Source organism: Pseudoalteromonas distincta (genome assembly GCF_005877035.1).
GTDB lineage: Bacteria > Pseudomonadota > Gammaproteobacteria > Enterobacterales > Alteromonadaceae > Pseudoalteromonas > Pseudoalteromonas distincta.
Genome location: NZ_CP040558.1, coordinates 3,488,697 through 3,514,882, shown reverse-complemented (window position 1 = coordinate 3,514,882; position 26,186 = coordinate 3,488,697). Strand labels below are relative to the sequence as shown.

Annotated in this window: 30 protein-coding genes and 2 tRNA genes; 18 read left to right on the top strand and 14 right to left on the bottom strand. The window is 38.4% G+C overall.

What is annotated here, in order from left to right:
• Positions 1 to 56 precede the first annotated feature (56 nt).
• On the bottom strand, positions 57 to 713 hold the full coding sequence (locus FFU37_RS15805) for a cytochrome b/b6 domain-containing protein (protein ID WP_138489889.1): 657 nt from the start codon (positions 711 to 713) through the stop codon (positions 57 to 59).
• A gap of 107 nt (positions 714 to 820) precedes the next feature.
• On the opposite strand from FFU37_RS15805, the gene FFU37_RS15800 reads away from it, so the two are divergent.
• From FFU37_RS15800 to FFU37_RS15790, 3 genes are all read left to right on the top strand, one after another.
• Positions 821 to 1,525, top strand: a complete 705-nt coding sequence (locus FFU37_RS15800) for an AzlC family ABC transporter permease (protein WP_033030968.1) — start codon at positions 821 to 823, stop codon at positions 1,523 to 1,525.
• Complete coding sequence (locus FFU37_RS15795; protein WP_004335020.1) at positions 1,522 to 1,821, top strand: AzlD domain-containing protein; 300 nt, start codon at positions 1,522 to 1,524, stop codon at positions 1,819 to 1,821. The genes FFU37_RS15800 and FFU37_RS15795 overlap by 4 nt, the downstream gene beginning before the upstream one ends.
• Before the next feature lie 73 nt (positions 1,822 to 1,894).
• A complete protein-coding gene (locus FFU37_RS15790) occupies positions 1,895 to 2,392 on the top strand; it encodes a glutathione peroxidase (protein WP_138489888.1) in 498 nt (165 codons plus the stop codon).
• A gap of 118 nt (positions 2,393 to 2,510) precedes the next feature.
• On the opposite strand, the gene FFU37_RS15785 is transcribed toward FFU37_RS15790, so the two are convergent.
• Entirely contained in the window at positions 2,511 to 2,696 is a 186-nt protein-coding gene (locus tag FFU37_RS15785; protein WP_007579801.1) for a PA3496 family putative envelope integrity protein, read from the bottom strand.
• Positions 2,697 to 3,083: 387 nt separating this feature from the next.
• On the opposite strand from FFU37_RS15785, the gene FFU37_RS15780 reads away from it, so the two are divergent.
• A complete protein-coding gene (locus FFU37_RS15780) occupies positions 3,084 to 3,878 on the top strand; it encodes a YggN family protein (protein WP_033030970.1) in 795 nt (264 codons plus the stop codon).
• A 237-nt stretch (positions 3,879 to 4,115) separates the two neighbouring features.
• Here the strand turns inward: FFU37_RS15780 and FFU37_RS15775 are convergent, their stop codons facing one another.
• On the bottom strand, positions 4,116 to 5,558 hold the full coding sequence (locus FFU37_RS15775) for an aminotransferase-like domain-containing protein (RefSeq protein WP_138489887.1): 1,443 nt from the start codon (positions 5,556 to 5,558) through the stop codon (positions 4,116 to 4,118).
• 103 nt (positions 5,559 to 5,661) lie between these two features.
• Between FFU37_RS15775 and FFU37_RS15770 the strand changes: the two genes are divergently transcribed.
• Entirely contained in the window at positions 5,662 to 6,591 is a 930-nt protein-coding gene (locus FFU37_RS15770) for a DMT family transporter (protein WP_138489886.1), read from the top strand.
• 37 nt (positions 6,592 to 6,628) lie between these two features.
• On the opposite strand, the gene FFU37_RS15765 is transcribed toward FFU37_RS15770, so the two are convergent.
• Positions 6,629 to 7,498: a diacylglycerol/lipid kinase family protein gene (locus FFU37_RS15765; protein WP_033020981.1), complete on the bottom strand. Its 870-nt coding sequence runs from the start codon at positions 7,496 to 7,498 to the stop codon at positions 6,629 to 6,631.
• Between the two features lie 325 nt (positions 7,499 to 7,823).
• On the opposite strand from FFU37_RS15765, the gene FFU37_RS20325 reads away from it, so the two are divergent.
• The 4 genes from FFU37_RS20325 (at position 7,824) to FFU37_RS15750 (ending at position 9,030) form a co-directional block, all read left to right on the top strand.
• Positions 7,824 to 7,964: a hypothetical protein gene (locus FFU37_RS20325; RefSeq protein WP_004335040.1), complete on the top strand. Its 141-nt coding sequence runs from the start codon at positions 7,824 to 7,826 to the stop codon at positions 7,962 to 7,964.
• Positions 7,965 to 8,182: 218 nt separating this feature from the next.
• A tRNA-Ser gene (locus FFU37_RS15760) sits at positions 8,183 to 8,273 on the top strand.
• A 51-nt stretch (positions 8,274 to 8,324) separates the two neighbouring features.
• Positions 8,325 to 8,417 (top strand) — tRNA-Ser (locus tag FFU37_RS15755).
• 124 nt (positions 8,418 to 8,541) lie between these two features.
• On the top strand, positions 8,542 to 9,030 hold the full coding sequence (locus tag FFU37_RS15750; protein ID WP_024604723.1) for an RNA-binding protein: 489 nt from the start codon (positions 8,542 to 8,544) through the stop codon (positions 9,028 to 9,030).
• Here FFU37_RS15750 and FFU37_RS15745 read toward each other — a convergent pair.
• Positions 9,014 to 10,138 carry an aminotransferase class V-fold PLP-dependent enzyme gene (locus tag FFU37_RS15745; RefSeq protein WP_138489885.1) on the bottom strand — a complete coding sequence of 375 codons (1,125 nt, stop codon included), beginning with the start codon at positions 10,136 to 10,138 and terminating at the stop codon, positions 9,014 to 9,016. The genes FFU37_RS15750 and FFU37_RS15745 overlap by 17 nt on opposite strands.
• Before the next feature lies 1 nt (position 10,139).
• Positions 10,140 to 11,309 carry a PrnB family protein gene (locus FFU37_RS15740; RefSeq protein WP_138489884.1) on the bottom strand — a complete coding sequence of 390 codons (1,170 nt, stop codon included), beginning with the start codon at positions 11,307 to 11,309 and terminating at the stop codon, positions 10,140 to 10,142.
• Positions 11,310 to 11,445: 136 nt separating this feature from the next.
• Here FFU37_RS15740 and FFU37_RS15735 point away from each other — a divergent pair, with 136 nt between their 5' ends.
• From FFU37_RS15735 to FFU37_RS15720, 4 genes are all read left to right on the top strand, one after another.
• A complete protein-coding gene (locus FFU37_RS15735) occupies positions 11,446 to 11,901 on the top strand; it encodes an Lrp/AsnC family transcriptional regulator (RefSeq protein WP_024604725.1) in 456 nt (151 codons plus the stop codon).
• A 72-nt stretch (positions 11,902 to 11,973) separates the two neighbouring features.
• Entirely contained in the window at positions 11,974 to 14,694 is a 2,721-nt protein-coding gene (locus FFU37_RS15730) for an ATP-binding protein (RefSeq protein WP_138489883.1), read from the top strand.
• The gene (locus FFU37_RS15725) at positions 14,684 to 16,072 is read left to right on the top strand and encodes an alpha/beta hydrolase (RefSeq protein WP_138489882.1); all 1,389 of its coding nucleotides are present in this window, start codon (positions 14,684 to 14,686) and stop codon (positions 16,070 to 16,072) included. The genes FFU37_RS15730 and FFU37_RS15725 overlap by 11 nt, the downstream gene beginning before the upstream one ends.
• Positions 16,073 to 16,078: 6 nt before the next feature.
• A complete protein-coding gene (locus tag FFU37_RS15720; RefSeq protein ID WP_138489881.1) occupies positions 16,079 to 17,218 on the top strand; it encodes a GNAT family N-acetyltransferase in 1,140 nt (379 codons plus the stop codon).
• Here the strand turns inward: FFU37_RS15720 and FFU37_RS15715 are convergent.
• Positions 17,195 to 17,785 carry a DUF938 domain-containing protein gene (locus FFU37_RS15715; RefSeq protein ID WP_004335062.1) on the bottom strand — a complete coding sequence of 197 codons (591 nt, stop codon included), beginning with the start codon at positions 17,783 to 17,785 and terminating at the stop codon, positions 17,195 to 17,197. The genes FFU37_RS15720 and FFU37_RS15715 overlap by 24 nt on opposite strands.
• A 200-nt stretch (positions 17,786 to 17,985) precedes the next feature.
• Here FFU37_RS15715 and FFU37_RS15710 point away from each other — a divergent pair, with 200 nt between their 5' ends.
• From FFU37_RS15710 to FFU37_RS15690, 5 genes are all read left to right on the top strand, one after another.
• Entirely contained in the window at positions 17,986 to 18,171 is a 186-nt protein-coding gene (locus FFU37_RS15710) for a hypothetical protein (protein ID WP_004335065.1), read from the top strand.
• A gap of 101 nt (positions 18,172 to 18,272) precedes the next feature.
• Positions 18,273 to 18,638: a hypothetical protein gene (locus FFU37_RS15705; RefSeq protein ID WP_239022706.1), complete on the top strand. Its 366-nt coding sequence runs from the start codon at positions 18,273 to 18,275 to the stop codon at positions 18,636 to 18,638.
• Positions 18,639 to 18,649: 11 nt separating this feature from the next.
• Complete coding sequence (locus tag FFU37_RS15700; RefSeq protein ID WP_138489880.1) at positions 18,650 to 20,026, top strand: class II fumarate hydratase; 1,377 nt, start codon at positions 18,650 to 18,652, stop codon at positions 20,024 to 20,026.
• A gap of 109 nt (positions 20,027 to 20,135) precedes the next feature.
• Positions 20,136 to 20,669: a hypothetical protein gene (locus FFU37_RS15695; protein WP_138489879.1), complete on the top strand. Its 534-nt coding sequence runs from the start codon at positions 20,136 to 20,138 to the stop codon at positions 20,667 to 20,669.
• Between the two features lie 10 nt (positions 20,670 to 20,679).
• Complete coding sequence (locus FFU37_RS15690) at positions 20,680 to 21,081, top strand: hypothetical protein (protein WP_138489878.1); 402 nt, start codon at positions 20,680 to 20,682, stop codon at positions 21,079 to 21,081.
• A gap of 29 nt (positions 21,082 to 21,110) precedes the next feature.
• Here FFU37_RS15690 and FFU37_RS15685 read toward each other — a convergent pair whose 3' ends face one another.
• The 7 genes from FFU37_RS15685 to FFU37_RS15655 all read right to left on the bottom strand — a co-directional run bounded on the left by FFU37_RS15685 (position 21,111) and on the right by FFU37_RS15655 (position 26,176).
• A complete protein-coding gene (locus FFU37_RS15685) occupies positions 21,111 to 21,296 on the bottom strand; it encodes a hypothetical protein (protein ID WP_033020990.1) in 186 nt (61 codons plus the stop codon).
• Positions 21,297 to 21,311: 15 nt separating this feature from the next.
• Positions 21,312 to 21,632: a hypothetical protein gene (locus tag FFU37_RS15680; RefSeq protein WP_138489877.1), complete on the bottom strand. Its 321-nt coding sequence runs from the start codon at positions 21,630 to 21,632 to the stop codon at positions 21,312 to 21,314.
• Entirely contained in the window at positions 21,629 to 22,267 is a 639-nt protein-coding gene (locus FFU37_RS15675; RefSeq protein WP_138489876.1) for a DUF4178 domain-containing protein, read from the bottom strand. The genes FFU37_RS15680 and FFU37_RS15675 overlap by 4 nt, the downstream gene beginning before the upstream one ends.
• A gap of 74 nt (positions 22,268 to 22,341) precedes the next feature.
• Entirely contained in the window at positions 22,342 to 23,034 is a 693-nt protein-coding gene (locus FFU37_RS15670; protein ID WP_004335088.1) for a PspA/IM30 family protein, read from the bottom strand.
• A 24-nt stretch (positions 23,035 to 23,058) separates the two neighbouring features.
• Positions 23,059 to 23,472, bottom strand: coding sequence for a YjfI family protein (locus FFU37_RS15665; protein ID WP_004335098.1), 414 nt, complete (start codon positions 23,470 to 23,472; stop codon positions 23,059 to 23,061).
• Positions 23,473 to 23,551: 79 nt separating this feature from the next.
• Complete coding sequence (locus FFU37_RS15660; RefSeq protein WP_138489875.1) at positions 23,552 to 25,273, bottom strand: polyamine aminopropyltransferase; 1,722 nt, start codon at positions 25,271 to 25,273, stop codon at positions 23,552 to 23,554.
• A 3-nt stretch (positions 25,274 to 25,276) separates the two neighbouring features.
• The gene (locus tag FFU37_RS15655) at positions 25,277 to 26,176 is read right to left on the bottom strand and encodes a DUF350 domain-containing protein (RefSeq protein ID WP_024597420.1); all 900 of its coding nucleotides are present in this window, start codon (positions 26,174 to 26,176) and stop codon (positions 25,277 to 25,279) included.
• Positions 26,177 to 26,186: the final 10 nt, after the last annotated feature.

Sequence of the window (26,186 nt, the reverse complement as noted above, 5' to 3'; positions counted from 1 at the left end):
CAAAAGAATGTAACCAAAAACAAAAACCAACCTTTTAAGATTGGTTTAATGTGTTTTTAACTAAACAAATAAGTTAAAGGCTCTTTCGCCCATGTAAATACCAGCAACACCAATAAAGATATAAATATTAACCACGCAGGCCAAGACGCTTTTGTTACTTTAGCCTCAGAGTCATCCGCTTTTAACTCTTTTGAGCCTGTGATCATCGCCTTAACTAGCGGTTTGCCTTTTATTCTATAAATGATAATAGCCAATACGTGCAAGCCAATAGCATAAAGTAAAATGTCAAAATTCAGCTCATGTAGCCAATTGGCAAAATCAATCGTATCGCTAGACACATATTTAGTAAGCGGCCCGTCAGTTAAAATACCATCACTGCTCATTAAGCCACTTGCAAGTTGCGTTATGATCAATATAAAAAACACTATCACCATACAGCTACCGGGTGCCGAATGGCCTAACGATTCGCTTGGTGTTTTTAGCGCCTTTAAAATAGCACTAGGAGAGTGCAGTAACCCACTTAATCTCGCGGTTTTACTACCAATAACACCCCATATTAAACGTGTTAATATAAGTGCTAAAGTAAAAAAACCTGCAACAAAGTGAAGCTCAATCATGCCCTCTTCAATACTAAAATAAAGCACTGCAATACTTACAACCAAAAACCAATGAAAGCATCTAATAAACCCATCCCACACTTTTAACGTCGTCATTGTGCCTATCCTTAAAAAAACAGTATTATTTAATTTGTTAACTACTTTAACATCATAATATTAAGGTATCCTTATGAGCCATTCTACAAGCCGTGAGAGTAAATATCATGCAACCAGTTAAAAAAGCTATTTTAAAAGGCTTTTTAGATATGCTACCACTGTGTTTAGCCGTTGTTCCTTGGGGTATTTTATGCGGCTCTTTAGCGATTCAAAATGGTTTTAGCGCCTTTGAAACCCAAGCAATGTCGTTATTAGTATTTGCAGGCTCTGCACAGCTTGTTGCGATTGAACTTATGGCGGGCAACACACCATTGCTCACAATTTTATTCACAACATTTATTATTAGCTCTCGGCACTTTTTATACGGTTTAGCTGTGCGTCATAAGGTCATTGATCAACCTATGCGTTGGCGCTTACCGGTGAGCTTTGTTTTAACCGACGAGCTATTTGCGTTTTCTCATCATCGAAAAGCATATAGAACAAAAACACGCTTAATATACGCATTGAGCGCTGGTTTTAGCTTTTATATTGCATGGAATATTTGGACGTTAATTGGCATTGTAGCGGGCACAATGCTGCCCGACTTAACTAATTTAGGGCTCGACTTTGCGATTGCTGCCACGTTTATCGCATTGGTTATTCCGGGAATCAAAAATTTGGCCTCACTCGTTACGGTAATTGTAGCAGGCGTTAGCGCAACGCTTTTAAAAAGTACCGGATTTGAGTTATGGCTTGTTTGCTCAGCGCTGCTGGCAATGGCCGCAGGTTATAGCACAGCAAGGCTAACCGCTAAAAAGGAAGCAACGCCATGATGACAACTATTTTACTCATGGCGTGCATTACATTTTTTACGCGTTATTTATTTTTACACCGCGCTTTACCGTTTAAAGTAGGCCCTAAAATGCAGCAATTTTTAAGCTTTAGCGCACCTGCGGTGCTTACAGCAATTTGGGTGCCTATCGTGTTTTTGAATGAAGATGGCATTAACTTAAACTGGCAAAACCCTTATTTAAGCGCAGCGATAGTCGCCATCATTGTTGCCTATAAAACACATAATATTTATTACACAACGCTTGCCGGTATGGGGCTATTTCTGATTTTAAATTAGAGCGCTCTTTATACTTTATGAAATACTGTACTCAGGTTAAAATACCGATAACAATAATAAAAAAGACGCCAATATGCACAAATTCCATCAATTAAGCGCAACAAGCTTGCAGGGTCAACCTATTAACTTTAGTGATTTTGAAGGTAAGGTTGTGCTTATTGTTAATACCGCAAGTAAATGTGGATTTACCTACCAATACGAGTCGCTTCAAGCTTTGCATAATAAATATGCCAGCCAAGGTTTAGTTATTTTAGGGTTTCCGTGTAATCAATTTGGTCAGCAAGAACCCGGCGACGCTACACAAATAGAGCAAGGATGTTTAATTAATTTTGGTGTGAATTTTTTAATGGCGGCCAAAGTAGATGTAAACGGTAAGCATGCTCACCCAGTCTTTCGTTTTTTAAAATCGGCTTTACCTGGTTTTTTAACACGTAAAATAAAGTGGAATTTTACTAAATTTTTAATTGCCGCAGATGGCACGCCAATTAAACGTTATGCACCTTTTACTAAACCCGAAAAGCTAGAACTTACAATTCAAAAAGCTTTGGCACAGGCTAAAAGCACGCTTTAAAAAGTAATAAAGAGGCGCAAGGCCTCTTTATTGCCAATACTATTGAAACTTAAACATACGCATAACTGCACATTTAAACTCTCAATATTAATTGGTATTTTATTTATACTAGTGAAATTTAATCGGTGTAATCGCTTAAATCGTCTTCGCCTAGATTTTTACGCAAGCGTTTTTGCTCAAGGTAGTCTTCCAACTTCTTTTTAACCTTTTGCTTGTTCTTATCGTGTTGATTACGGCCGAGCATTTCGTACTCGTCTTCAACAAAATCGTCATCTAGCGCATCGTAACTAAATGTCTTACCCACAACCCACTCCATAAAGTGTTTGAGACCAACTAAGGATTTTATTATCGCAATAGTCGGTAAAATTAAAATGTTTAACGTCAAAATGCTGTGCAAATTAACATCAAAATAAAGCCACGTGACTACTGTAAATAGTCTTCATGTCAGTAATGTGAATAAATAGCGCTAAATTTGAATTGAGGAAAGTGAGAGTTTTTCATCGTATCGATAAATAAAATTTATTAATTTTTATTAGTTAGCCAATTTGACTAAAAAATAGTTATTTATTAATTAATTTCATTTACTAAAAAACAAACAAAAACAGTTAAGCATATGTTTTATATTAAAAAATAAAACTGGCATCAAACTTGTTATTAATTAATCGTCATCAACAAAAAGTAGAGAACAAACATGAAAAAATTACTATTAGTTAGCGCATTAATTTGTTCACCAGCCGCTATGGCTCATAACGATAACGATTCTGCAATTTCATTTAGTAATGATGAATGTAACGTCGAATTTAAAAATGATGTGCGCATTAAGCCAAACGAATTGGAAATTTTTACCGCCAACAATAAAACCATGCAGTTTAATACCCATGGTGACTTAACCGTAAATGGCGAACTTGTAGCGCTGAATAGTTCGCAGCGCGACGCGCTAACCAAGTACTCTGATAGCTTACGCACTCAATTACCTGAAGTAGCTAATATAGCGCTTGAGGGTGTTAAAATTGCCGGAGTAGCATTAGAAGAAGTAGGCAATGCATTTAATATTGACGGTCTTGATAATATGTCTGAGCTTATGGATGACATTAAAATCGAAGTAGAAAACACATTTTACCAACAAGGTACATTTGTGATGGGCCAACAAAGTTTTAATCAATTTGGCGAAAACTTTGAACAACAATTTGAGCAGCAGATAGAAACAGCGGTTGAATCAGCAGTGATGCAATCAATGGGCAGTATTTTAGTAGCTTTAGGTTCTGAGTTACTTGGTTCAGGCGGTGATATGGATGCCTTTGAACAACGTATGGAAAATATGGGTGCACAAATAGAAGAAAAAGTAGAGCTACATGCAAGCGCACTTGAAGAACGTGCCAACTCTTTATGTGGAAACTTTGCTGATATTGCAAAACAAGAAGAGCAATTAGTAATGCAAGTGCCTGAGCTTGAAGGTTACCAGTTATTTAGCTTTAAACAAAATTAGTACAGCAAACGTTATTTAACATCCCTTTGGCAGCACTTAAGTTTACTTAAATGCTGCTTTTTTGTGTTTCGCAAACTTATACCAACCTGCATAAATCTTTGATCAATTTAACGAATTAAATTGCACTATAACTTCGTTAAAATTTTTTATTTAGAACAACTAGATACAAAAACTTTTGCCTAGTTCTAGCGTAATTTTCTTAACGTTAAATAGACCCCATATATAAGCAGATTGGTATTACTTTTTAGCTAATAAAGTAAGCTTACCCAATGTAACTATTGCTTGCTCAATTTGCGCGCTCCATTGCACACCATAACTTAACCTTACGCAGCTTTTATATTTATTAGAGGCCGAAAAAACAAGCCCTGGGGTAATACTAATACCAACCTCAAGCGCAAGTAAAAACAATGTTTGGCTATCGTACTCGCCTCCTAAATCTAGCCACATAACGCAGCCTCCTTTTGGATCGCTTATACGTGTATTTTTTGGCATAGCTTGTTGTAAGCACCATCGCATACGCTCTTTGTTATCGCGCAGGCGTTGCCTAAGTACCTTTAAGTTACGGTCATACTCGCCGCAGGCAATAAACTCAGATAACGTCCATTGGTTTATTAAAGAAGCAGAGCAACTTAGTGCTCTTTTATATCGCCTTGCTTGCGTTGCAAATTTACCCGCAACTAACCAACCTACACGATAGCTCGGCGCTGCCGTTTTAGAAAAAGATGAGCAACTAATCACTAATCCTTTTTTAGAGTACGCTAAAGCAGGTGTGCCACGTTTTGCCGTAAAATATAAATCGCCATATACGTCATCTTCAATAAGCACTACGTCATGACTTTCAAGTAGCTCCACCAGCTGCTGTCTGTTTGTATCAGGCATAAAGCTGCCCACAGGGTTACTAATTGCAGTCGAGAATAAACACGCTTTTATATCATGCTCATTTAAAGCGCGTTCCAAATCACTTAACCAAATACCATTATCTGGGCACAGTGGTATTTCGAGCGCTTTAAGCCCTAGGCTTTCTATTAACTCGATAATCCCGTGATAGCAAGGCGTCTCAATGGCAACTACATCGCCTGGCTTTGTCACACACTTAAGTGCAATAGCCATGGCTTCTTGCGCACCATTGGTGATCACAAGCTCGTCCATATTTATACCAATACCAAAATCTAAATAGCGATGCACCAATTGCTTTTTCAGCGGCACAAACCCATCTGTTGGTCCATAGTTAATAGCTTTACTGCCAGCTGTAGTCATTACTCGGCGCATATTTCTGGCCAGTGCTTTATCGGTAGGTGCAGCAGCAATTGGGTTAGCGATACCAAAAGGAACTACATTAGCTTGATGAATCGCACTGTATACCTGCTCTATTAAGGCTTGTTTATTTACCACAACAGGTTCGCGACTTAATTTAACTCGCTTAGGTAAATTATGCGCCATGCTAACGACTTTTAAAAAATACCCTGATTTTTCACGTGCCTCTACTAACCCCTGATCTTCAAGTGTTTGATAAGCTTGCTTCACTGTCGGAATACTAATGTTTAAGTTATCTGCCATTTTACGCAGTGATGGAAGTTTTTCGCCAGGGAGTAAAACCTGCTGGGCGCTCATATCTCTGATCAACTGAATAACTTGTTGATATAGAAACTCATGCCCCTGGCTATTTTTTTGTCTTATCATCACGCATCCAAATCTGTATAGGTTACATTTTTACTTTTCTGTATATGGTAAGTATACAGATAGGTCTTAAAATAGCCATTCAATCGGGCTTTGGAGAGTAACCATGAAAAGTGCAGCGCTATACATTACAACCGTTTTAATTTGGGGTTCTACTTGGTTAGCCATCGAATTTCAGCTAGGTGATATTGCGGTAGAGCTATCGTTATTTTATCGCTTTGCTATTGCAGCGCTTTTAATGTGGTTATATGTAGCGTACAAAAAACCGGATATGCGCTTTTCATTAATCGATCATGGCTTTTTTGCTTTGTTGGCTCTTTGTAATTTTGCCTTAAATTACTTAATGCTTTACTGGGCACAAAATTACTTAACCTCCGCTATGACCTCTATCGCCTTTTCAATGTTGCTGGTTATGAACATAGTTAACACTCGACTATTTTTTGGTAAGCCTATCTCAAAACGAATTTATACCGGTGCCGCACTCGCTGTATTAGGTATTACGTGTCTGTTTTGGCCACAGTTACAGCAGTTCGACTTAAGTAACGGTGCATTGGTCGGGTTACTACTTGCCCTTGGTGGCACCTTTGTGGCTTCATTGGGCAACATGGTAAGCGTTCGTAATTCTCGTAAGCAAATTGGCGTATTGCAGGGCAATGCATGGGGCATGTTATATAGTGCTATAGGCTTAGCTTTATATGTATTAATGAACGATGTGCAATTTAGTTTAAACGCCCCAACTAGCTACTGGCTATCATTACTTTATTTATCAATATTTGGCACCGTAATCGCTTTTGGTTGTTACTTTGCACTACTAAAAAATATAGGCCCTGAAAAAGCCAGCTACGTTATTGTTTTATTCCCATTAGTGGCAGTAACACTGAGTAGCTTTTTTGAAGGCTTTGAATGGCACGCAAATACCTTTGCAGGGTTTAGCTTAGTGCTATTAGGTAACGCCATTGTGCTTACCCCAACAAAACGAATTAACGCCTTTTTAGCTAATAGAGCAATAGCTAAAAGTGGCTCCGTCCCCAGTTAGACGCGTTATTAACGCAACTAACGCAAAAGCGCCTACTTTACTGTAGGCGCTTTTTTATTGGCATATGAAAAAGTAAGGCTTGTCCATGCACACTAACAACTGCAGGAGTTTTACCTATCAGCTCACCATCTGCTTCAATCAATAGCCCTTCAGTATTTATGGAAGCTGTATTTAAGCGACTATAGGTAAGGTTTTTTATATACTCATGACGCTTAAAAAATAACTTAATAAAGCTTATTACATTATAAAAAAGCCCACCCGATCGCATTTGATAACACTCAAGCTGGCCATCAATTAAATCCGCTTTTGGCGCTATTTTTAGCCCGCCACCAAAGTACTTATGATTAGCAAATACAGTAATTAAATTTTGATACTGCCGAGCATCGTTATTAAACGTACCTTGTAACTGCTGAGCTTGATAATAAAATAGCTCTTTGATACTCGTCCAACTGTAATCAAAAGATGAAAAATTAGCTTTATCGTTAATAGTTTTAATCACATGAGCATCAAATCCTACCCCTGCAATATTAATAAAATAGCGGCTATTAATTTTCCCTATATCAATTGCTGTCGGTGTATTAAATAATGCCTTTCGCCAATCATCTTCTTTGCAATTAAACCCTCTGGAGAAATCGTTACCTGTACCGCAAGGTAATAATGCTAACGAACAACTGCTCCCTATTAGCGCATTAACCGCCAAGTTCAATGTCCCATCACCACCTAGTGCAACTACTTTGGTAAATTTACTCAGCAACAACCTTATTTGAGCGCAGTCATCGTCAAAGCTTCCCGTTGTAGTAAATATACAATAAGAAAAGCTGCGTTTTTTACAGATGTTTTTAAGCCATGCCAATGATTTTTGGCTCTGTTTTTTGATACTTGGTTTAATAATTATTAGTAGTGACAAGCTTTTGTTTCCAGCAATGTATTTTAGAGTGAGATAACAAACGTTTAATTAAATTTTTTTAATCTGAATAAATAATCAAAAAACATTGTATAAAATGCATAAAAATAAATTAAAAAACCAAAAACCCCAACATCAAAGGGGTTAAAACCAACCGCCATATAAATAGCTATGCAAAAACAGTAATGCAATTTACTGAATCGCATATTAATAAAATCAGTTCAGATTAGTTTAACTAATCCCTCAGGCTCAATTTTTATCGTTGTATTTTTAATCAAACAACGTGCAAAATGCACGCGATTTCAACAGATACAACCGGAGCAAAATAATGAAACCAATTAATACATTAAATCAAACAGCAGCAGCGCAAGTAGCCGTTAAACCAACTAACCGTAAAGCAAGAATGTTAGCTAAACTTAACACTATTGGTAAAAGACTAGCACTTAGCGGTGCAGCTCAATATAAATAATCACCCAACCATGATTATTTTTCGGTGCAGCGAACACTCAACCACTAAATGAAGTCACTTATTTAGCTCCCATTGTTTGCTGCAACCTATTTATTTTATTAAAAATTGCCTTAATTTCCCCTTATTTACAAAAAAAACCTCATTTACGTATGTTTTTTAGGCAAACAGTCATTTTGCTATTTACACAGCGGTATCACCTAAGTATTATTCTGCGTCACGGAGAGATGGCAGAGTGGTCGAATGCACCGGTCTTGAAAACCGGCATGGGTTTATAGCCCATCTAGGGTTCAAATCCCTATCTCTCCACCATATTTTAATTGGTGGCTTTTTTTACTCCATCAATACAACCGGTTATGCGTTGGAGAGGTGTCCGAGTGGCCGAAGGAGCTCCCCTGCTAAGGGAGTATAGAGTTTGTAGCTCTATCGAGGGTTCGAATCCCTCCCTCTCCACCATACTTAATTTAAACCACTTAATTGTGGTTTTTTTGTGCCTAAATTTTATAAAAATTAAACAAATTGTGCCTAGTAATAACTTAGGGCATTATTAACACAACTTTAGCCACTTTTAGGTTTAGCTATGATCCGGTTCATATTGCTATCATTTTGCGCGGCAGCACCATTTTTTACCTTGGCACAAAATACAACAGTGTATAAGTGTGTAATTAAGGGCGTTCCTACTTTTAGCCAAACGCCTTGCGCTAAAGATGCACAAGTTATTACTCTAAAAGATATAAATGTAATTGAAGCATATAAAAGCTCTACGCCCGGTAAAGGTATAACCGATACCTCTGTTGATGACTACTTAGAGGTTCAGCAAATAGAGCGTGAAATAAAGCGCCTTGAGCTATCTATTGAACAAAGCCAAAAAGAATACGCAGCTAAAAAACAACAAATAGATTATATGACCCAAGATAAGGCCAATCGTTTAGGCGCTTCGTCTATTGCTGATGCTATCGCAACTAAAACAAACTCATTAAAACAAGCCTACGACGCATCAATTAGTCAAACGCAGCAAAAAATAGAGTCATTAAAGCAAAGAAAGCAGCAGCTTAGCCAAAACCCTTAAGCGCTCGTTTTACTATAGAAATAAACTGCGCAACGTCTTCTTGAGTATTATAAACATGTGGCGATACTCGTATTCCAAATTTGCGAGCATCTACACTGACTTTCGCTTTATTAAGCTCTGTAAGTACATGGTCTTGCTGCTTGTTAAAAAACAAAATAACAGTCCCGCTACATTTATCACCACTCATAGGTGATGCAACATATTCAGCTAGTTGCTCATGAATAAGCGTAAGCATCGCTAAGTTATGCACCCTTACCTTGTGAGCTGTTAGCTCTGCAAAGTAGGTAATACTATTTGCGGCAATAATATAAGGCGCTACAGAAGGGGTGCCACCCCAAAATTTAAGCGCACTGCTGTTATATTCAAAATTATTAATATCGAACTCAAATGGATTTTGATGCGAAAACCAACCCACATCTTTAGGCTCACAATACTCTATTTGATTTTTGTTAACCCATAAATAAGCTGCACCTGGGCCACCACATAACCATTTAACGCTTGAGCCAATCATAAAGTCAGCATCGAGCACGCTTAAATCAAGCGGTATAACACCTGCTGACTGAGCAACATCAACTATTGATAAACTATTGGTTAATTTACTTATAGCTACAATATCGTACACAGGCGCCTGTACACCTGTATTTGAATATACATGACTTATAAAAACTAAATCGATGTCGGCGGTTATATAACGCTGCCAAACACTAATATCAGTTAGGTTTTCGTGCTCAGGTATAAATATGATTTGCGCGCACTTTGGCAACGCTTTTTGCATTGCAAAACCCATACTCGGAAAATCACTTTGCGCCATAAGCACTTTACAATTTTTTTGCTGTAATCGAGGGTGCGACATAAGCAACTTTGTTAAGCCACTTGATAAATTAGCCTGAGGACAAAACTGCGAACTAGGCGCATTAAATAACTTACCAAGCGCGGTAGTAAATTGCTCAACTGCGGGCAGCCATTGTTGCCAAGGTTCTTTATTTGAGCTCTCCCACGGTAAAAAGTAGTGCTGTGCTAAATATTGCTGCGTATTTTTAAGAGGACGCCCTACCGAGTGGTTTAGTAAATAACAGCCATCAGCCATACAAAAATCATTTTTAAGCATGCTATTTAACCCATTCTTTAAGTGTGTTTAGATCGTCAAAACGTGTTTTTATATCGTCGCGTTTGGCACTGGCTCGCCTATCTCTTAATTTTTCGAGCGAATCAAGTAACACATTAAGCGGCGGACCACTTGCTGTTACCTTGCTCATATGCTGCTGTTGCATATTTTTTGAGGGCTGAGCAATAAACTTTTCAACCAGTTGATTATGATGACCGACTGCGGTGTCGCCATGTAATTTACACACTTGGATAAATAACGTTGCGTGGCTTTTAAACCAATCTGTATTTTTATATTGCTCTGCTTGTAAAAAGTCATCCATAAAGCTTTGCATACGCATGGCTTCTCGCAGGATTTGTTGATCCTCTGGCATCATATATAAAAACTTATCCACCAGCATTTGCGAGTAACTAGGCTCGTTTGCACTACACAGCCCTAACAGCATATCAATCACGTTAATACCTGCAAAGTCACCAGCATTTGCCCCTCTGTAAACCTCTTTACCTACACGGTACGGTTTATAATAAGGGCGAACGCAGTTAAAAAAGCGATCTGTATCGAGCTCAGAATAAAGTGCATTGTTTGACTCAATTACATCTATAAGCGCTTGTTTAGCTACTTTTAATAACTCACCACACAAGGGGTGTGAAATACCTAACGGCAATATTTTTAATAAAGCATCACTTGCACGTTTATAGGCCAAAATACCTTGAGTGTTATAATCAAGAAACAGCTTTTCATCAGGTAAATTGGTAAATCGTTTATAAATACCGTTAAGTGCTTTGTTATGAGTAGTTAAGTGGGCGGTAGCAAAACGAGGGGTTACGCCAATGGATGCGCCTATATGCATAGCAAGCGCTGAGGCTTCAATTAGTGGAGAAGTACTTTCTCTGCTTGGCTCAGTAATTTCATGGCGCCTACACGCTGCCATAAATAATCCTACGTTACCGAGTAAGTCAAAAGCGCTATCAAAACCTTGATCTGTGTTTCCCTCGGCTAATAAATTACTAATTAGTGCGTTGCCTTCTTTTTCTAATTGTTGCTTTAAGGCCTCACCTATTCCTTCTACATATGCTTTATCGGTTTGCTGCCAATAAAGCTGCTCTAATTCACTATTTAAAGTGACAAACTCTGTTCGTATCCAGTGATCGAAAATAGCGGTATGTGTGTTCATTGGTGTGCTCTATTATTTTTATAGTTAAATCCTAACAGAGTTCAATGAGGGTAAAACGCCAAAAAAATTAGTAAAAACTGCAATACTTAGCAATAATCACTACAAATATAAAAATAATTAATAAAAGCCGACAACTATGTTAGATAAAAAAGACCAGCAATTACTCATTGCACTGCAAAGCCAAGCTCGTATGTCGGTTTCAGATTTAGCTGGCAGTATTAACCTATCGGATACACCTTGTTTAAGGCGTATAAAAAAGTTAGAGCAAGAAAACATTATTACCGGCTACCACGCCGCCATAAATCCCAAAGCACTTAATCTTAATGTGTTGGTATATGCGTTTGTACGATTAAGCCAAAACTCGGTAAGTGCTGCAGAGCAATTTGAGCAACATGTAGAAAAATTACCACATGTATTAGAGTGTTGTGTAATATCAGGGAGCTATGATTATTTATTAAAAATCATTGCACATGATCTTGAGAGCTACGAAACGTTTGTGAAACATCAACTAGGTGGCTTAAGCTGTATCGCAAATATAGAATCAACAGTTGTGTTAAAGCAGTCATTTAGCAAAAAACAGTTACCTTTATAAAAATAACCAAAATAACTTACTGTTAGCTATACTGATATTTCAAAACGACAATAATAATTGCTTGGACCTTATGTGAAAAATTTTAACTCTAAAAATCATTCCATTATTTTTTACATCATGTTTGCTTTAGCATATTTTTTAGTCGGCATAGCACTCACTAAACTTGCTTTTAACTCGCAAATAATTCCAATTTGGTTACCTGCCGGCATAGCACTAGTCGGTTGTTATATTTGGTGGTGGCGCTTTATCCCGCCTTTATTTGTAGCTGCAATTGCCTTTAACCTTAATATTTTTGACAGTTCAGCTCATGAGCTAGTCCTGGTCGGTAACTCATTTAACGAGGCTATGTATATCGCCTTTGGTGTTGTTATACAGGCAATGGTCGGCGCAGCTCTTTTAAAGTATTGGCTTGGGCACCCACTGCGCTTTAAAAAGCGCAAGAATATAATTTATTTTATCCTTGTTATAGCAATATTGGTCAGCTTAATTTCGGCTAACTTTGGCGTATTTGCCTTAAGCCAATTCAACTCGGTTTACAGTGTTGATAATCATTGGAAGAATGTTACTTACTGGTGGCTTGGTGATACATTAGGAGTATTAATTGCGACTCCGCTTTTACTTTCTTTATTACCACAAAAGTCTAATCAACATAATATATCGGCGTTTCCGACAATTGCAGTATGCTCTATTTTATTTTTATCAGTCGCGGTAACAACGCAGTTATACGATCAAGAAAATCGTATAAACACTATTAAAATTGCTGAACGTGAAGTCCATGTTATAGAAAACAGCCTTTATAGATATACAAATCGTAGTATTATCGCAGTGCAGAGTCTAGCAAGTCAGGTACAGTCATCTCCCATGCTAAGCCAGCAAGATTTTTATTCTTATGCTAGCCAGTTACTAACTCAACACGCATTTATTAACGCCTTATCGTGGAACGCAAAAATACCTCAAGATCAACGCGACGTCTTTGCCCAAGAAATATCAAACATTTATCATTTAGATATTGATGTAGTTGGCGAACCTCTTGAAAGTAGCGATCCCCTTGTGATAGTAAAATACATAGCTCCTTTTAATGGTAATCAAAAAGCTATTGGCTTTAATGTATTTTCAAACCCTGATCGAAAAAACTCTCTGCTTAACCCCGCTATAAAGTACATGCCAGTAGGAACTAAAATAATTCAGTTGGTGCAAACCAAACAACCTAAACCAGCCTATTTATTATTTGCCCCTGTGTACTCCCAGCATAGTGATGAAAAAACAATTAAAGGCTATGCCACTGGTGTGTTTTTAGTGCGTAGTATTATTGAGCAGGCAATTTCTAAAGAACAGTCTGATATGTTTTCGATTGGTATATACGAAGATACAAACACTCCGCCGTTTTATAGTAATTACTCTCAAAATGTTCAGCAAGCGAAAGGCAGCCGCTTAATGTCGTTTGATGTGGACTTTGCAGGGCAAAAATGGATTGTAAAACTAGCCCTTAAAGAAAGCTTTTTAACACAACATAATAGTCAACTAACTTTATTATTACTCATACTTCAAGTTGCCGTATGTTCTTTAATTTTAATGGTTTTACTGCTGTTTAATCAGCAACAAATAGCGCTTACACGTCAAGTTGCAGAGCGTACACACTCACTCGCACAAGCAAAGAAGCAATCCGATTTAGCTAATCAGGCTAAAAGCCAATTTTTAGCGAATATGAGCCACGAAATACGCACACCATTAAACGCCGTTATTGGTTTTTCTTCACTTGCTAGAGAAACAGACAATGCAAGTACACTCATTGGCTATTTAGATAAAATAAACTCAGCATCTAAAAGCTTATTAAACTTAATTAATGACATTCTTGATATATCAAAAATAGAATCCCAAAAGTTAGTTATTGAATCTATTGCATTCGACTTAGGTGCTTTAATAACACGCATAAACAATATGTTTGAGCAAAGCGCCGTTAACAAAGGTATTAAATGGCAAGTTAACTCAAAGCTACCTTTAGATACCTGGTTTATTGGTGATCCTATGCGAATTGAGCAGATATTACTTAATTTATGTAGTAACGCGATTAAATTTACAAGCCAAGGCAGCGTTACTTTAAACATAGAAACAGAGTTTACTGCCGCCAATAAAGTACAGCTAGTTATAACCGTTAGTGATACCGGCATAGGTATAAAACCGAGCCAACATAAAAAATTATTTAACGCATTTACCCAAGCGGATAGTTCTACCTCAAGGCAGTTTGGTGGTACAGGCCTTGGCTTAACCATAGCGAAAGAGTTAAGCCAATTAATGGGGGCTGACATAACACTTAAAAGTGAAGTAAATAAAGGCTCTACTTTTACATTTTCAATGCGATTAGAAACAACAGAACCTAAAAAAGAACATGTTATTACATTTGATAATACTAATATTACTTCGCTAGATATTTTGGTCGCAGAGGATAACCCAGTAAATCAAATGGTTATTAAAGCGATGCTTGGCTCGTTAGGAATTGTGCCGTATATAGTAGAAAATGGCGAACTGGCCGTTGATATAGTTAAAAAGCAGCATTTTGACTTAGTGCTTATGGATTGCCAAATGCCTGTAATGGATGGCTATAGAGCAACGGCACTGATCCGCCAGTTTAAAACTGAACAAGAGCTCCCGATTATTGCTTTAACTGCCGACGTTATGCCAGAGGATAAAGCACATGCACAAGCCGTTGGATTTAACCAGCACCTTGCAAAACCGCTTGAACTCATTAAGCTAACCGAGTGTCTTGTCCAATATGCAGAAGTTAATGAACAATAGTGGTTTAATTTTAAGAATAGTTTTAAGAGTCGCTTTTGGTTTTGTTTTAAGTGTTTTTTCGCATATTGCTGTCGCTCAAAACTGTATCTCGCAGGCGAGCGACTTTAAATTTATAACAAAAAGTAAGCAACAAGGCTTATTACGCTTTGAAAAAGAGCACAACCACCAGCGCTTTAATTACCACGCACTTTTACCATTTAACGATTACTTAGATTTTGCATATAAACATATAAATAAAACCAATCCACGTGCAGATATGCCATGCCCTGTTATTACACAAACGTACCAGCAATTAGTAACACAAGGTACGCGAAAACCTGACCCTACTATTGCAGATATTATTACCCCTTTTGAGCTTACGCATCCAAATAGTAATAAAGTTGCACTACTAATTCACGGGCTAACTGACTCCCCCTTTACGTATCACGATTTAGCACAAGTGTATTATCAACAAGGCTATACTGTGCGTACTATTTTATTACCAGGACATGGAAGCGCCGCAAGTGCATTACTCAATGTAGAGGTTAGCCAATGGCAACAGGCAATAAAATACGGTATTAAACGCTCGGTACAAGACTTTGATGAGGTGATACTCGCAGGTTACTCTACCGGTGCAGCGTTACTTATTGATTACGCAACCAAGCACATTGTTTCACCCAAAATTAAAGCGCTTATGCTTTATTCGCCAGGCTCTGAGCCACATAATAAGTACGGCTGGATAGCAAAGTGGATTGATGCCATACCCTTTGTTAATTGGATAGATAAAGACGCCGATGTAGACTTTGCTAAGTATGAATCATTTCCTTTAAATGCAGCTGCCGCATCGTACGATGCAATGTCACTTGCAAGCGTAAGTAGCTTAAACAAACGCTCTGCACTTAAATTACCTATTTTTAGTGTACTTAGCGATATTGATACCACGATAGATACGCGTGCCACGCTAAAATTATTAAGTGCATTACACAAAGATAATTCAGTAAAATATAAGCCGCTCGATACTTTAGTACTTTATGGAAGCACTGATATTTTACCGCCAGACTTTGCTAGTGACTACACAGTAAATAATCCGCAGTGCACAACGCCTCAGTGTAAAAAAGTTCATGGTATGTCGCATATTGCTGTTGTTAACTCACCGCAAAATCCACATTATGGAATTAACGCAACCTATCGTAATTGTGGCAGCTTTATTAACGACGAGTCCCTGTATAAAACATGTAAAACAACAAAAAATCCACAACTAGGAGAGCGTACAAGCGCCAACTTAAAACACTATCCGGCTTTACAACGCTTAACTTATAATCCTCATTTTACCGAGCTTAAAAAGCAAATTAGTACGTTTATTAAAAACGTAGAACAGCTTAGAACAACTACAAGGTAAGTAGTCATGGGAACGTTTTCGCACCAATGGTTTAGCAGTATTAATGAGATTGATCAGGCGCAGTGGCAACGTTTATTTGGTGATGAACCATTTACTCAACATGCTTTTTTATATGCCCTTGAGCAAAGCCAATGCGTAACACAAAAAAGCGGTTGGCAGCCCCATCACCTCGCTATTTTTGAAGATGATACGCTCATTGCGCTTGCACCTGGGTATTTAAAAAGTCATTCATACGGCGAGTACGTATTTGACTGGGCATGGGCTGAGGCATACGAAAAACACGGTTTAGAATATTATCCCAAGTGGCTATCTGGCATTCCCTTTAGCCCTATTGAAGGCAAGCGTATTGCTATCGAGCACGCTAACCCAAATGCGGTGTATCAGTACATTACAGAGCAACTTAATATACACAGTGCTGAGCAAAGGTGGTCGGGGTGGCATGTTAATTTTTGCGACCAAGCCCAAGCAACATCATTAACTGAGCAACATGCCATGCTAAGAGTGGGTGTGCAATTTCAGTGGTTTAATAAAGGTTTTGAAACCTTTGACGATTTTTTGCAAATACTTAACTCACGAAAACGTAAGTCACTTAAAAAAGAGCGAGCTAAAATAGCGCAACAAAATATTGATATTGAATGGCTGCAAGGAACGCAAATTACGCCCGAGATAATGCAATTGTTTTGTGAGTTTTATCAGCGTACCTACTTAAAGCGATCTGGTCATTTGGGCTATTTAAATATGGAGTTTTTTACGCTTTTACATGCATTAATGGCTAATAACCTCGTTATTATGCTGGCCAAAAAAGACGACAACGTGATTGCTGCAACACTTAGTTTAGTAGGTGAGAATACGCTTTATGGGCGCTACTGGGGAGCAAGTGAGGAAGTAGATTCGCTTCACTTTGAATTATGTTATTACCAAGGTATTGAGTTTGCAATAAAGCATAAACTCAGCTGCTTTCATTCGGGAGCACAAGGTGAGCACAAAATAGCACGCGGATTTGAACCCGTACTTACCTACTCTGCTCACCATATTGTTGATGGCGATTTCAGTAATGCAATAAGCGACTACTTAAAGCGTGAACGCGGCCATATTGATATATATAAAGAGCAATGTAGCTCATTACTGCCGTTTAAAAACGAGTAACTGATTATTTGCAGGCATGGCAGTATCGCTAATAAGCGTAAGCCCTGCTTGCTTAGCTAGCTGTTCAACTGCTTCAAAATCTCTTATTCCACTTAACGGATCGCGCTCTGTTAAAAAGGCACTAAAGTCATCATTACTTGGGCTGGTAAATTCACCTTGGTACTTAAATGGTCCGTAAATACACAACATACCGTCGCTATTTAAGTGACGTTTAACACCGTCAAAAAAACGTTCAACTAATTGCCAACTTACAATATGAAATGTGTTTGCAGTATAAATAGCGTCAACCTTATCTACAGGCCATTCATTATTTAAATCAAGCTCAAGTGGTGCATGTAAATTAGCTAAATTAGCTTCGCGGTGCCATAAATTAATCCCTTCGTGGTTTATAGCGCGATCACTTGTATGCCATTGTAAATGTGGTAATTGCTCTGCAAAAAACACACTATGCTGGCCGGTTCCTGATCCGACTTCGAGTACTGTTTTAGTATTTTTTAATACGTCCTTTAATTGCTCTAAAATAGGGGTTTTATTGTTTTCACAGGCTTGTGAAAATGGCTTTGTCATTACTGTGCACCAAAATTGTAGATTAATGCACAACAGTAAAGCAAATTTAGCTTATTTTGTCGTGATGAAAAAAAGGTAATTTTTAAATACTATAACTATCATATGGTTGAGCTGGCTCATTATGGTTGGTACGTAATATGCTTTTATATTGTTAACCCACTAAAGGGTTTAACTTATATTAAATTTCAAAGGATAAAATTATGCATATACCCCCTTATACCGCTGTAGACGCGGCCATTGCTATAACCGAAAAAACCGCCGACGATCATAGTTACGCCGTTGATATGAGAGCTACAGTAATCGATTTACTTTCGCACCCTAAACATAATCAACAGGCGATGACAAAACATGAAACAGATCAGATATTTATTCTTGGCTACAATTAATACTCAAATTAGTATCGCAAATAATTTTTATAATAACTGTTTACACTGAAACCGATTAAATGTAATGATAACTATTATCGTTAAGTTGAGTCGGTTTTTTTATGTCTTCAAATTATGCCCAGCATCGTTACCATCAAGAACGCTCTTGTCATTGCTTAAGACCTGGCATGCATGCACCCATGCTCGTTGCCGACTACATAGAAACCGCCCTTAACGTCGCCAAAAAATTTGAGCAACAACATAATCCCTTGCTTCAAGAGTTTTATCTTAGGCGCACACACCATGAAATTATGAACAAAATGTGCGACCCTCTTATACATAATGCTATTCGTAAACAATGTTTAGAGCAGCTATACAAACCATTATTAGCATTAAAACGGTTTTATAAGGTGCATAACAATACTGCACAATTTTTAATACTTGAGCGTGAAGCTCGTATTCTTAGTCACGAATTCAACCCTTTTTAAGGAGCACACTTATGAGCAACTTTAGAACAGAATCAGACAGCATGGGCGAGCTACAAGTACCTACTGATGCGCTTTATCAGGCGCAAACACAACGAGCAGTTAATAACTTTGCCATTAGTGGCTTATCTATGCCAAAGCAATTTATCACTGCACTGGCTTATATAAAACAAGCTGCTGCGCAAAGTAACTGCGAGCTTGGCCATTTAAGTAAAGACAAAGCAAATGCTATTGAGCAAGCTTGTCAAAGTATTATTGATGGCGAGCATGTTGAGCATTTCCCCGTTGATATTTTTCAAACAGGTTCGGGCACAAGCTCAAATATGAATGCCAACGAAGTTATTGCAACGCTTGCTAGCCGATTAGGCAGTGAAAGCATTCACCCTAATGATGATGTAAACATGGGGCAAAGTTCTAACGATGTAGTCCCTACTGCTATCGCACTCAGTAGCGCAATAAATGTAGTGTATGAATTACTTCCTTCGCTTGAAAACTTATCGCAAAGCCTAGAAAAGAAAAAAGCTGAAGTAGGCCATATAGTTAAAACGGGCCGTACGCATTTAATGGATGCAATGCCTGTTACATTTGATCAAACACTAAGTGCGTGGCAGTCACAAGTTAATCATGCCGCAGCAGGAATTAGACATAGCTTAGAGCGTGTATGCGAACTGGCACAAGGCGGTACAGCTGTTGGAACAGGAATAAATGCAGACCCTAAGTTTGCAGCCAAATTTGCAGAAAACCTGAGTGCCAATGTAGGCATTAGATTTACGCCTAGTAGTAACTTTTTTTATAACATCGGCTCACAAGACGCCATAGTAGCGCTTTCGGGGCGATTAAAAGTACTCGCTGTAGCACAAATGAAAATAGCGAACGACCTACGCTGGATGAACTCAGGGCCACTTGCGGGCTTAGGCGAAATAGAGTTAGAAGCACTTCAACCAGGCTCGTCTATTATGCCTGGCAAGGTAAATCCGGTAATACCAGAAGCCGCAGCCATGGTAAGCGCACAAGTAATCGGTAACGACGCGACCATTACAGTAGCAGGCCAAGCGGGTAATTTTGAGCTAAACGTTATGCTGCCAGTCATTGCGTATAATATTTTGCAAAGCATAGAATTACTTGCCAATAGCGCACAAGCATTGGGCGATAAAGCCATTGCCAGCTTTAAAGTAAATCAGCCTAATATAGATAAAGCACTCGCTAAAAATCCAATTTTAGTGACTGCGCTCAATCCGGTGATCGGTTATGAAAAAGCAGCAAAAATAGCAAAGCAGGCTTATAAGGAAGCCCGCCCTATTATTGATGTAGCCGAACAAGAAACCGATTTACCACGCAGTGAACTCGAAAAGCTACTTAATCCCACCAAACTAACGCAGGGTGGACTTTAATAAACGATATTTTGCACGGCTTTAATTACTTGATAATATAGTTTTTATTGCCGTAAAAAATGCACCGTGTATGATAGTGATGAATATTTCATCACTATCAAGGTTTGTTATGCGTACCCCATTGTTAGCCATACTTTTACCACTTTGTTTAACTGCATGCTTAGATAAAACGCCAACTGAAACGCAGCAAGTAACAATAACCTCAGAAACTGAAGCGCCAAAGCAAGAGCTACAAAAGCTAAAAGAAAACACTCAATTACAAGAAAATACTAAAAAGAACGTAGTTGCTGAAAAAATACCAAAAGCTGATTTAAAAAACGTTTCAATAGACGATATAAAAACAGCTAAAGCCGAATTAAATACGCTAATTACAGACAAGCAATGTGATACCAGCACTCAATGCAGAATAAGTGCAGTAGGCAGTCGCGCGTGTGGCGGGCCAAGCAGCTTTGTTGTGTATTCAACAAAATCAGCGTCTGAAAAACAAGTAGCAGCCCTTAGCGACAAAATTACTAAGCTTGAAAGTAGTTATAATTCACAAAAAGGGATGATGAGCATTTGTCAGCATTTAACAACGCCAAGCACGCAGTGTGTTGAAAATAAATGTGTTAAACTTGAAGGTTCAGCGGTAAGTGCATTTTAAGGATAACGTTATGAGTTGTTTACCATCAGCAATTAAACTATCAATTTTAAGCATTGCTAGCAGCATTTTATTACTAAGTGGTTGTGCTAGTACTGTGACGTCAAATGAGCAAAATAAAAACTTGTCTGACTTAAACTATGATCTTAGTAACATGGTGAGTAATAACAGCTGCACCGCAAGCTTTCAGTGTAAAGTACTTGAAGTGGGCGCCCGCGCATGCGGCGGACCGAGTAAGTATGCTGTTTATTCAACGCTGAACACATCTCAAGAAGAAGCAGAACAGCTTGCTCAACAAATAACAAAACAAGAAAAAATACAAAATAAAGCACAAGGCTTAACCGATTGTTCTCCTGTACTTGAAGTGCAATCGCTGTGTATTAATCACCAATGCCAGTCGTTTGATATAAAATAAAAACGGTCGCGTATAATTTAATCTCAGCGTTAACTTAAATACGGAATTAACGCTGAAATTACAACAACCAGCACTACGCAAATACCCGCTTTTATAATGTACTTCATGGGCATTGCTTTAAGCACCCAATATGCATAAATAAAGCGTACAAAATAACTCGCCGCAGTACCAAACAACGCAAAAATAAGTAGATAAGCAATTAGAGTAATATTCATAATAATCTAGTGCAACTACTTAGTTTTTTTAGTGTGAGCAATTAGTAAGTCAGCTACTTTTTGTTTTACGGCTCGCTTATCATCACTTGGGACATCAAAGCGACTGGCTAGTTGCGCAATCTCATCATCATTTAAATTAAACGATAAACGTTGACGCGTTTTTTTAGATTTTACATCTAAGCCAAGTATTTTACGGATCATATCTGACGGCGTTAACTCTTGGTCAATAGCTTGCTTTTTTATCAGCTTTTGAACTTCGCTGCTTAGATCAAATGCCATTTGTGTGGCACGTACAGCTTGTTCCTGACGCAACCACTTGTCTTTAGCATCACTCACTTAGCATCTCCAGGAAACAAGTCTATAATGTCTGACATTGGACGCATGAGCGTTAGCGATACTTCGGTTTCGCCGCCATCCCAAATTTCGATATTTAAACCAAAGCCTTCATTATCTGATGCTAAACAAATCATTTCGCATGGTTCACCACCTTCTTGCTCATAGCGAGGCAATGTTTGGTTGCGGTAATCTTTATTATGGAAATAACACACATAAGGCGACTCGCTTTGTTGATAACTTTTAGCTAAAAACGGCATAAAGCGCTCTGGTGTATTTTGCACTGTAATGTGGGTTAACGACTCTTCATCAAAAATACGCGCAAACTCATCAAGGCCAAATATCTCTTCAACTTCGTTTCGCTGAATTTTTATAGAAAAGTTAGCCCACTGCTCGCCGTCATCTTGCTCAATTTGTAAAAATACAACTTGGCCGCTATTTGTCTCAAGTACAAATTCAGTATCGCTGCTGTGCTGATATTGGTAAGTCTGAATATCAGTAACACGTAGCGTTTCACCTTTTAACCATGCCGGATAAGCAAATGAGTCGATAACGCTAAACATGTCGCCTTTTTTAAGCTCGCTCGGATGATTAAGCTGACGCTCTGGCTCTTTTTTAGATTTGAAAAAATTAAACATAGGAAGGCTGCCTTCTAAGCAAAAAAGGTAACTGAGCAAAACTCGGTTACCTTTTTAAAGTATAAACGTAATGGTTAGCTATTTTGCTTCGCTTTGATGCGAGCTAAAATATCAGCACTTTTTGGACTTGTGTCGCCAATGCCTGCTTCAGCCATTTTTGCTTTTAAGTCATCGCCATTTACGTCTGACTCAAGTTGCTTTGCAGCACCAAGCTGGTCGCTACGATCTTGTTGACGCTGTTTAATGCGTTCAAGCGATTGACGAGCCGATGTCATAGACGAGCTGTTTGTATTAAGCGTGCTGTTAACAGCCATTGTTGCTTGCTGTACGCTTTCAGTGGTTTTAACCATTGTAAGCTGGCGCTGATTCTCTTTAATTGATTTTTCAGCATCTTTAACTTGCTGCTTAAGCGCAACGATATGGTTACTAAAGCCAGATAATACTTGCTCGTTTTCGGCTTTTTCAGCTTCAAAGTCACCAATTTTTTCTGCAATTTCTAATGCTAACGCTTCGTTGCCCTTTTCAAGCGCTTGGCCTGCATACGCTTCGTGTTCCGCGATTGATGCATCTACAGCGCTAATTTTACGCTTAGTTTGCATTTCTTTAGCCATTACTTCTGTAAGGCTTTTTTTAGCGCGGTGAAGTGCATTTTGCGCGTCTGCAATTTCTTGCTCAAAAATACGGATGCCATTTTTGTCTACAATTGCTTCGCCTGCTTCACGAGCGCCGCCACGTACTGCTGTAAATAATTTTTTTAAAATACTCATAATCTTAACTCCACTAACTGGCTATTAATCGTTTAAATACAAGGTCACGGCTTCTAGTGCATCGATAGCGTTATCGGCTAATGTCACTAGTTCGTGGGTAACGTCATCTAATGATGAATTTACCGACAGTGCACCAAAAATCGCGTATTTGTTATCGATTTTAGCAAATGCACTCAGTGGAATTGGCACGTTTAAACGTAGTAATGTTTCGTTTAACTCGTTGCGTAATTCACTCTTAACTTCATCTTCGTCAAACAAGTAGCTAATACATAACAACTGCTCTTGCGTTTGTGTAACAAAAATTGGAAGTTCATCATTTCCATCAACAATGACTTGTAAAACATCTTGCTCGCCTGGGTTGGCAATCAAGAAAGACTCAAAGTTAGCGCCTTCAGTTTCAAAAGAAGCTAATTTTATTGAAAGTTCATTTAATTCCATGTCTCTGCCTTTTGTCGTTTGACATATTATGTCTGAGTTAAGATTCTCACGGTCGACATATTATGTCAACCATGTTTTATTAGTTTTTATACAATTCGCTTTCTATTTGCCATGCAGTTCGGTAGTAATCATACAACTGACCAGATCCTAACCTATTGACCTCAATACTTTTAACTTGTTCAAAGTAGTGGTTAGGAAATACAAAACTTGCCAATAAATATTCTTTACTGATCCACCTTGATGGCACAGGCATAGCCGTCGCATCATTAATACGGCCACTGGCCGACTGACCCATTTTAGTGGCTATAGTCCAGCCCCACTGCCCAAACGAAGGTATGTTTTGCTGATACTGCTCAACATACTCAAACCCTGCGGCTTTAACTGTTTTAGCAATGCTTAAAAACGCTTTTTTAGCGTGGTAAGGTGAAGTTGATTGAACCGCCATTGCGCCATCGGGTGCTAATAACTGACGTACATGATTATAAAAGTAGTCACTGTACATTTTATTTAGATCAGGGTGATTTGGGTCCGGTAAGTCAATTAAGATGGTGTCGAACTGCTTAGATTGGTCAAGTAGCTTTTCAACTTCTAAAAATGCATCACCCACAATTATGTTGGCCCGCGAGTCATGCATCGATTTATTGTTTAGCTGTAGTAATCGCTTATTGATGTGCTCTGGTGGCGTAAAGTCACCGTCTTTATGACCAAATAAATTGAGAAGCTGCGCGTCTAAATCTATTAGCGTTACTTCGCTTACAGGCCATTTTAAAACATCTCTAAGCGCTAACCCGTCACCACCACCAATTATTAATACACGGTCGTGTCTGTTAGAGGCAAGCATTGCAGGATAAACCAACATTGAATGATATATTTGTTCATCAATACTTGAGAACTGTAAACGCCCATTTAAATATAAATCTGTAATTGGCTGAGGTTGGTTTTTGCTTAATCTTTCGGTTAAAACTACGTGCTGGTATTTGGTTGCTTGCGAATAAATTACTTTATCTTTGTATAAAACATTACTTAGATTGTTCATCCAGCTACTGCCAAATACTAAAATAAAGCCAAACAATGCCAACAGTACTATATGGCAAACTAAAAGTGCCTTAGCAAAGCGCACATGGGCATGGTAACGCCATAAAAACGCGAGCCCAGCGATAATATTAAATAACGCCGTCCACGCCGCAGCTTGCATTATAGGCATTGAGAGCATGATGCTTACCCAAATGGCGGCTCCAATACCAGCACCAATATAATCGGCACCATAAATAGTCCCTGCGTTGTTTTCTAAAAAACGACCATAAACATGCTGACGAATACGCGCTATAAGCGGTATTTCCATACCAATAAATAAGCCCAGTATTAAACCAAAAACATAAGGTAGAAAACGTGACCACTCTTGTAGCTTTTGAAATACGTAACCATTAAGTACAACATCTGGGGGTAAATTAAAAATGCTCGAAAATAAATGAGGAAGAGAATAACTTACAGCTATTACACCCGCTATCGCTAAAATGCAGCCCATGCCAACCAAAGCAATAATGCTTTCTAGCCAAGCAAAAGCGGTAAATGCATCTTTAAACCAGCGCGCTAAAAAAGCGCCTAAGCCCATTGCTACAATCATAGTACCGATCATGGCGTAAATAGCGCTTTCTACTGAGCCAAGTACACGCCCCGCATAATGAGATAGTAAGTATTCATAAATAAGGCCGCACCCAGCAAGCACGGCCATAACAGTAATTAGTAATATATCGTGCCCAAGTAAGCGAGACTTACTTGGGGGAGTGTTGGTTGATGACACTGATTATGCGCCTAGTAAGGTTGCCATAGTGATACCTACAGCAAATGATACTGCCGCAGAAATAGCTGCTACACCTACATTTTTTTGACGATTAACTTCATCGGAAATATCGCAACCAGATAAAATTATTTTAATTGTCACTAAGTGCAAAATAATAAATGCGACAAGGCTCACTACAGCGCTAATAGCCCAGTATAGTAAACTCGCATTAATGTTATCAGCAGCGTATGGCGCAACACCCGTTGCAGCTGTAATAGCTAATGCACTACCTATTAAAAATCCAGCGTAACGAATACCCACAGCTAAGTTACCATCAACAATTGCTTGTTGTAGGCAGTCGCCACTTTTGTTTGTACGCTTAAATAACTGCACTCGGTATTGGCTAACAAGTAGTAATACAACACTACCTATAATAAAGGCAGCAATTACAATTGGAAGGCCATGCCAGCCATCAGTAGCCACCCATAAAAGTGCTGAGCGAATAACTATTGCAACGCTAACAACATGACCAAAATCAATAATTGAAGCTGTAACGTTACCTTTAACTATTTCGTCGTGCAGGCTTACTTTACGAAGCGCTACTTTATCTTGAAAAAAGTGACCCAACTTAATAAGTACAATTGCTAATGCGCCGTAAGCTAACATTTGCAGTGCTTCTTGCTGCAGTGTTGCAGCAAAAGCACCACTACTTACACCTGTTAATACAATCGCCAGTGCCACTAAACCAGCGGCAAAGCTAATACCAAAAGCAAAGTTATCACGCTCTGTTATTTCATCATTTGCGTGTAAGTTTGAAACCCAGCCTTTTATATATTTTAGGCTTACAAATAATAAAACAATAATTGCAAAATCAATCGCCAATGCTTGTAGCGACCACATAGTTATTCCATTAAATTCATACATATTATTCTAA

Excerpts from the sequence above, each read along its gene's own strand:
- FFU37_RS15805 (WP_138489889.1), bottom strand. The coding sequence starts at position 713 with ATGACGACGTTAAAAGTGTGGGATGGGTTTATTAGATGCTTTCATTGG.
- FFU37_RS15800 (WP_033030968.1), top strand. The coding sequence starts at position 821 with ATGCAACCAGTTAAAAAAGCTATTTTAAAAGGCTTTTTAGATATGCTA.
- FFU37_RS15795 (WP_004335020.1), top strand. The coding sequence starts at position 1,522 with ATGATGACAACTATTTTACTCATGGCGTGCATTACATTTTTTACGCGT.
- FFU37_RS15790 (WP_138489888.1), top strand. The coding sequence starts at position 1,895 with ATGCACAAATTCCATCAATTAAGCGCAACAAGCTTGCAGGGTCAACCT.
- FFU37_RS15780 (WP_033030970.1), top strand. The coding sequence starts at position 3,084 with ATGAAAAAATTACTATTAGTTAGCGCATTAATTTGTTCACCAGCCGCT.
- FFU37_RS15775 (WP_138489887.1), bottom strand. The coding sequence starts at position 5,558 with ATGATAAGACAAAAAAATAGCCAGGGGCATGAGTTTCTATATCAACAA.
- FFU37_RS15770 (WP_138489886.1), top strand. The coding sequence starts at position 5,662 with ATGAAAAGTGCAGCGCTATACATTACAACCGTTTTAATTTGGGGTTCT.
- FFU37_RS20325 (WP_004335040.1), top strand. The coding sequence starts at position 7,824 with ATGAAACCAATTAATACATTAAATCAAACAGCAGCAGCGCAAGTAGCC.
- FFU37_RS15750 (WP_024604723.1), top strand. The coding sequence starts at position 8,542 with ATGATCCGGTTCATATTGCTATCATTTTGCGCGGCAGCACCATTTTTT.
- FFU37_RS15745 (WP_138489885.1), bottom strand. The coding sequence starts at position 10,138 with ATGCTTAAAAATGATTTTTGTATGGCTGATGGCTGTTATTTACTAAAC.
- FFU37_RS15740 (WP_138489884.1), bottom strand. The coding sequence starts at position 11,309 with ATGAACACACATACCGCTATTTTCGATCACTGGATACGAACAGAGTTT.
- FFU37_RS15735 (WP_024604725.1), top strand. The coding sequence starts at position 11,446 with ATGTTAGATAAAAAAGACCAGCAATTACTCATTGCACTGCAAAGCCAA.
- FFU37_RS15725 (WP_138489882.1), top strand. The coding sequence starts at position 14,684 with ATGAACAATAGTGGTTTAATTTTAAGAATAGTTTTAAGAGTCGCTTTT.
- FFU37_RS15720 (WP_138489881.1), top strand. The coding sequence starts at position 16,079 with ATGGGAACGTTTTCGCACCAATGGTTTAGCAGTATTAATGAGATTGAT.
- FFU37_RS15715 (WP_004335062.1), bottom strand. The coding sequence starts at position 17,785 with ATGACAAAGCCATTTTCACAAGCCTGTGAAAACAATAAAACCCCTATT.
- FFU37_RS15710 (WP_004335065.1), top strand. The coding sequence starts at position 17,986 with ATGCATATACCCCCTTATACCGCTGTAGACGCGGCCATTGCTATAACC.
- FFU37_RS15705 (WP_239022706.1), top strand. The coding sequence starts at position 18,273 with ATGTCTTCAAATTATGCCCAGCATCGTTACCATCAAGAACGCTCTTGT.
- FFU37_RS15700 (WP_138489880.1), top strand. The coding sequence starts at position 18,650 with ATGAGCAACTTTAGAACAGAATCAGACAGCATGGGCGAGCTACAAGTA.
- FFU37_RS15695 (WP_138489879.1), top strand. The coding sequence starts at position 20,136 with ATGCGTACCCCATTGTTAGCCATACTTTTACCACTTTGTTTAACTGCA.
- FFU37_RS15690 (WP_138489878.1), top strand. The coding sequence starts at position 20,680 with ATGAGTTGTTTACCATCAGCAATTAAACTATCAATTTTAAGCATTGCT.
- FFU37_RS15685 (WP_033020990.1), bottom strand. The coding sequence starts at position 21,296 with ATGAATATTACTCTAATTGCTTATCTACTTATTTTTGCGTTGTTTGGT.
- FFU37_RS15675 (WP_138489876.1), bottom strand. The coding sequence starts at position 22,267 with ATGTTTAATTTTTTCAAATCTAAAAAAGAGCCAGAGCGTCAGCTTAAT.
- FFU37_RS15670 (WP_004335088.1), bottom strand. The coding sequence starts at position 23,034 with ATGAGTATTTTAAAAAAATTATTTACAGCAGTACGTGGCGGCGCTCGT.
- FFU37_RS15665 (WP_004335098.1), bottom strand. The coding sequence starts at position 23,472 with ATGGAATTAAATGAACTTTCAATAAAATTAGCTTCTTTTGAAACTGAA.
- FFU37_RS15655 (WP_024597420.1), bottom strand. The coding sequence starts at position 26,176 with ATGTATGAATTTAATGGAATAACTATGTGGTCGCTACAAGCATTGGCG.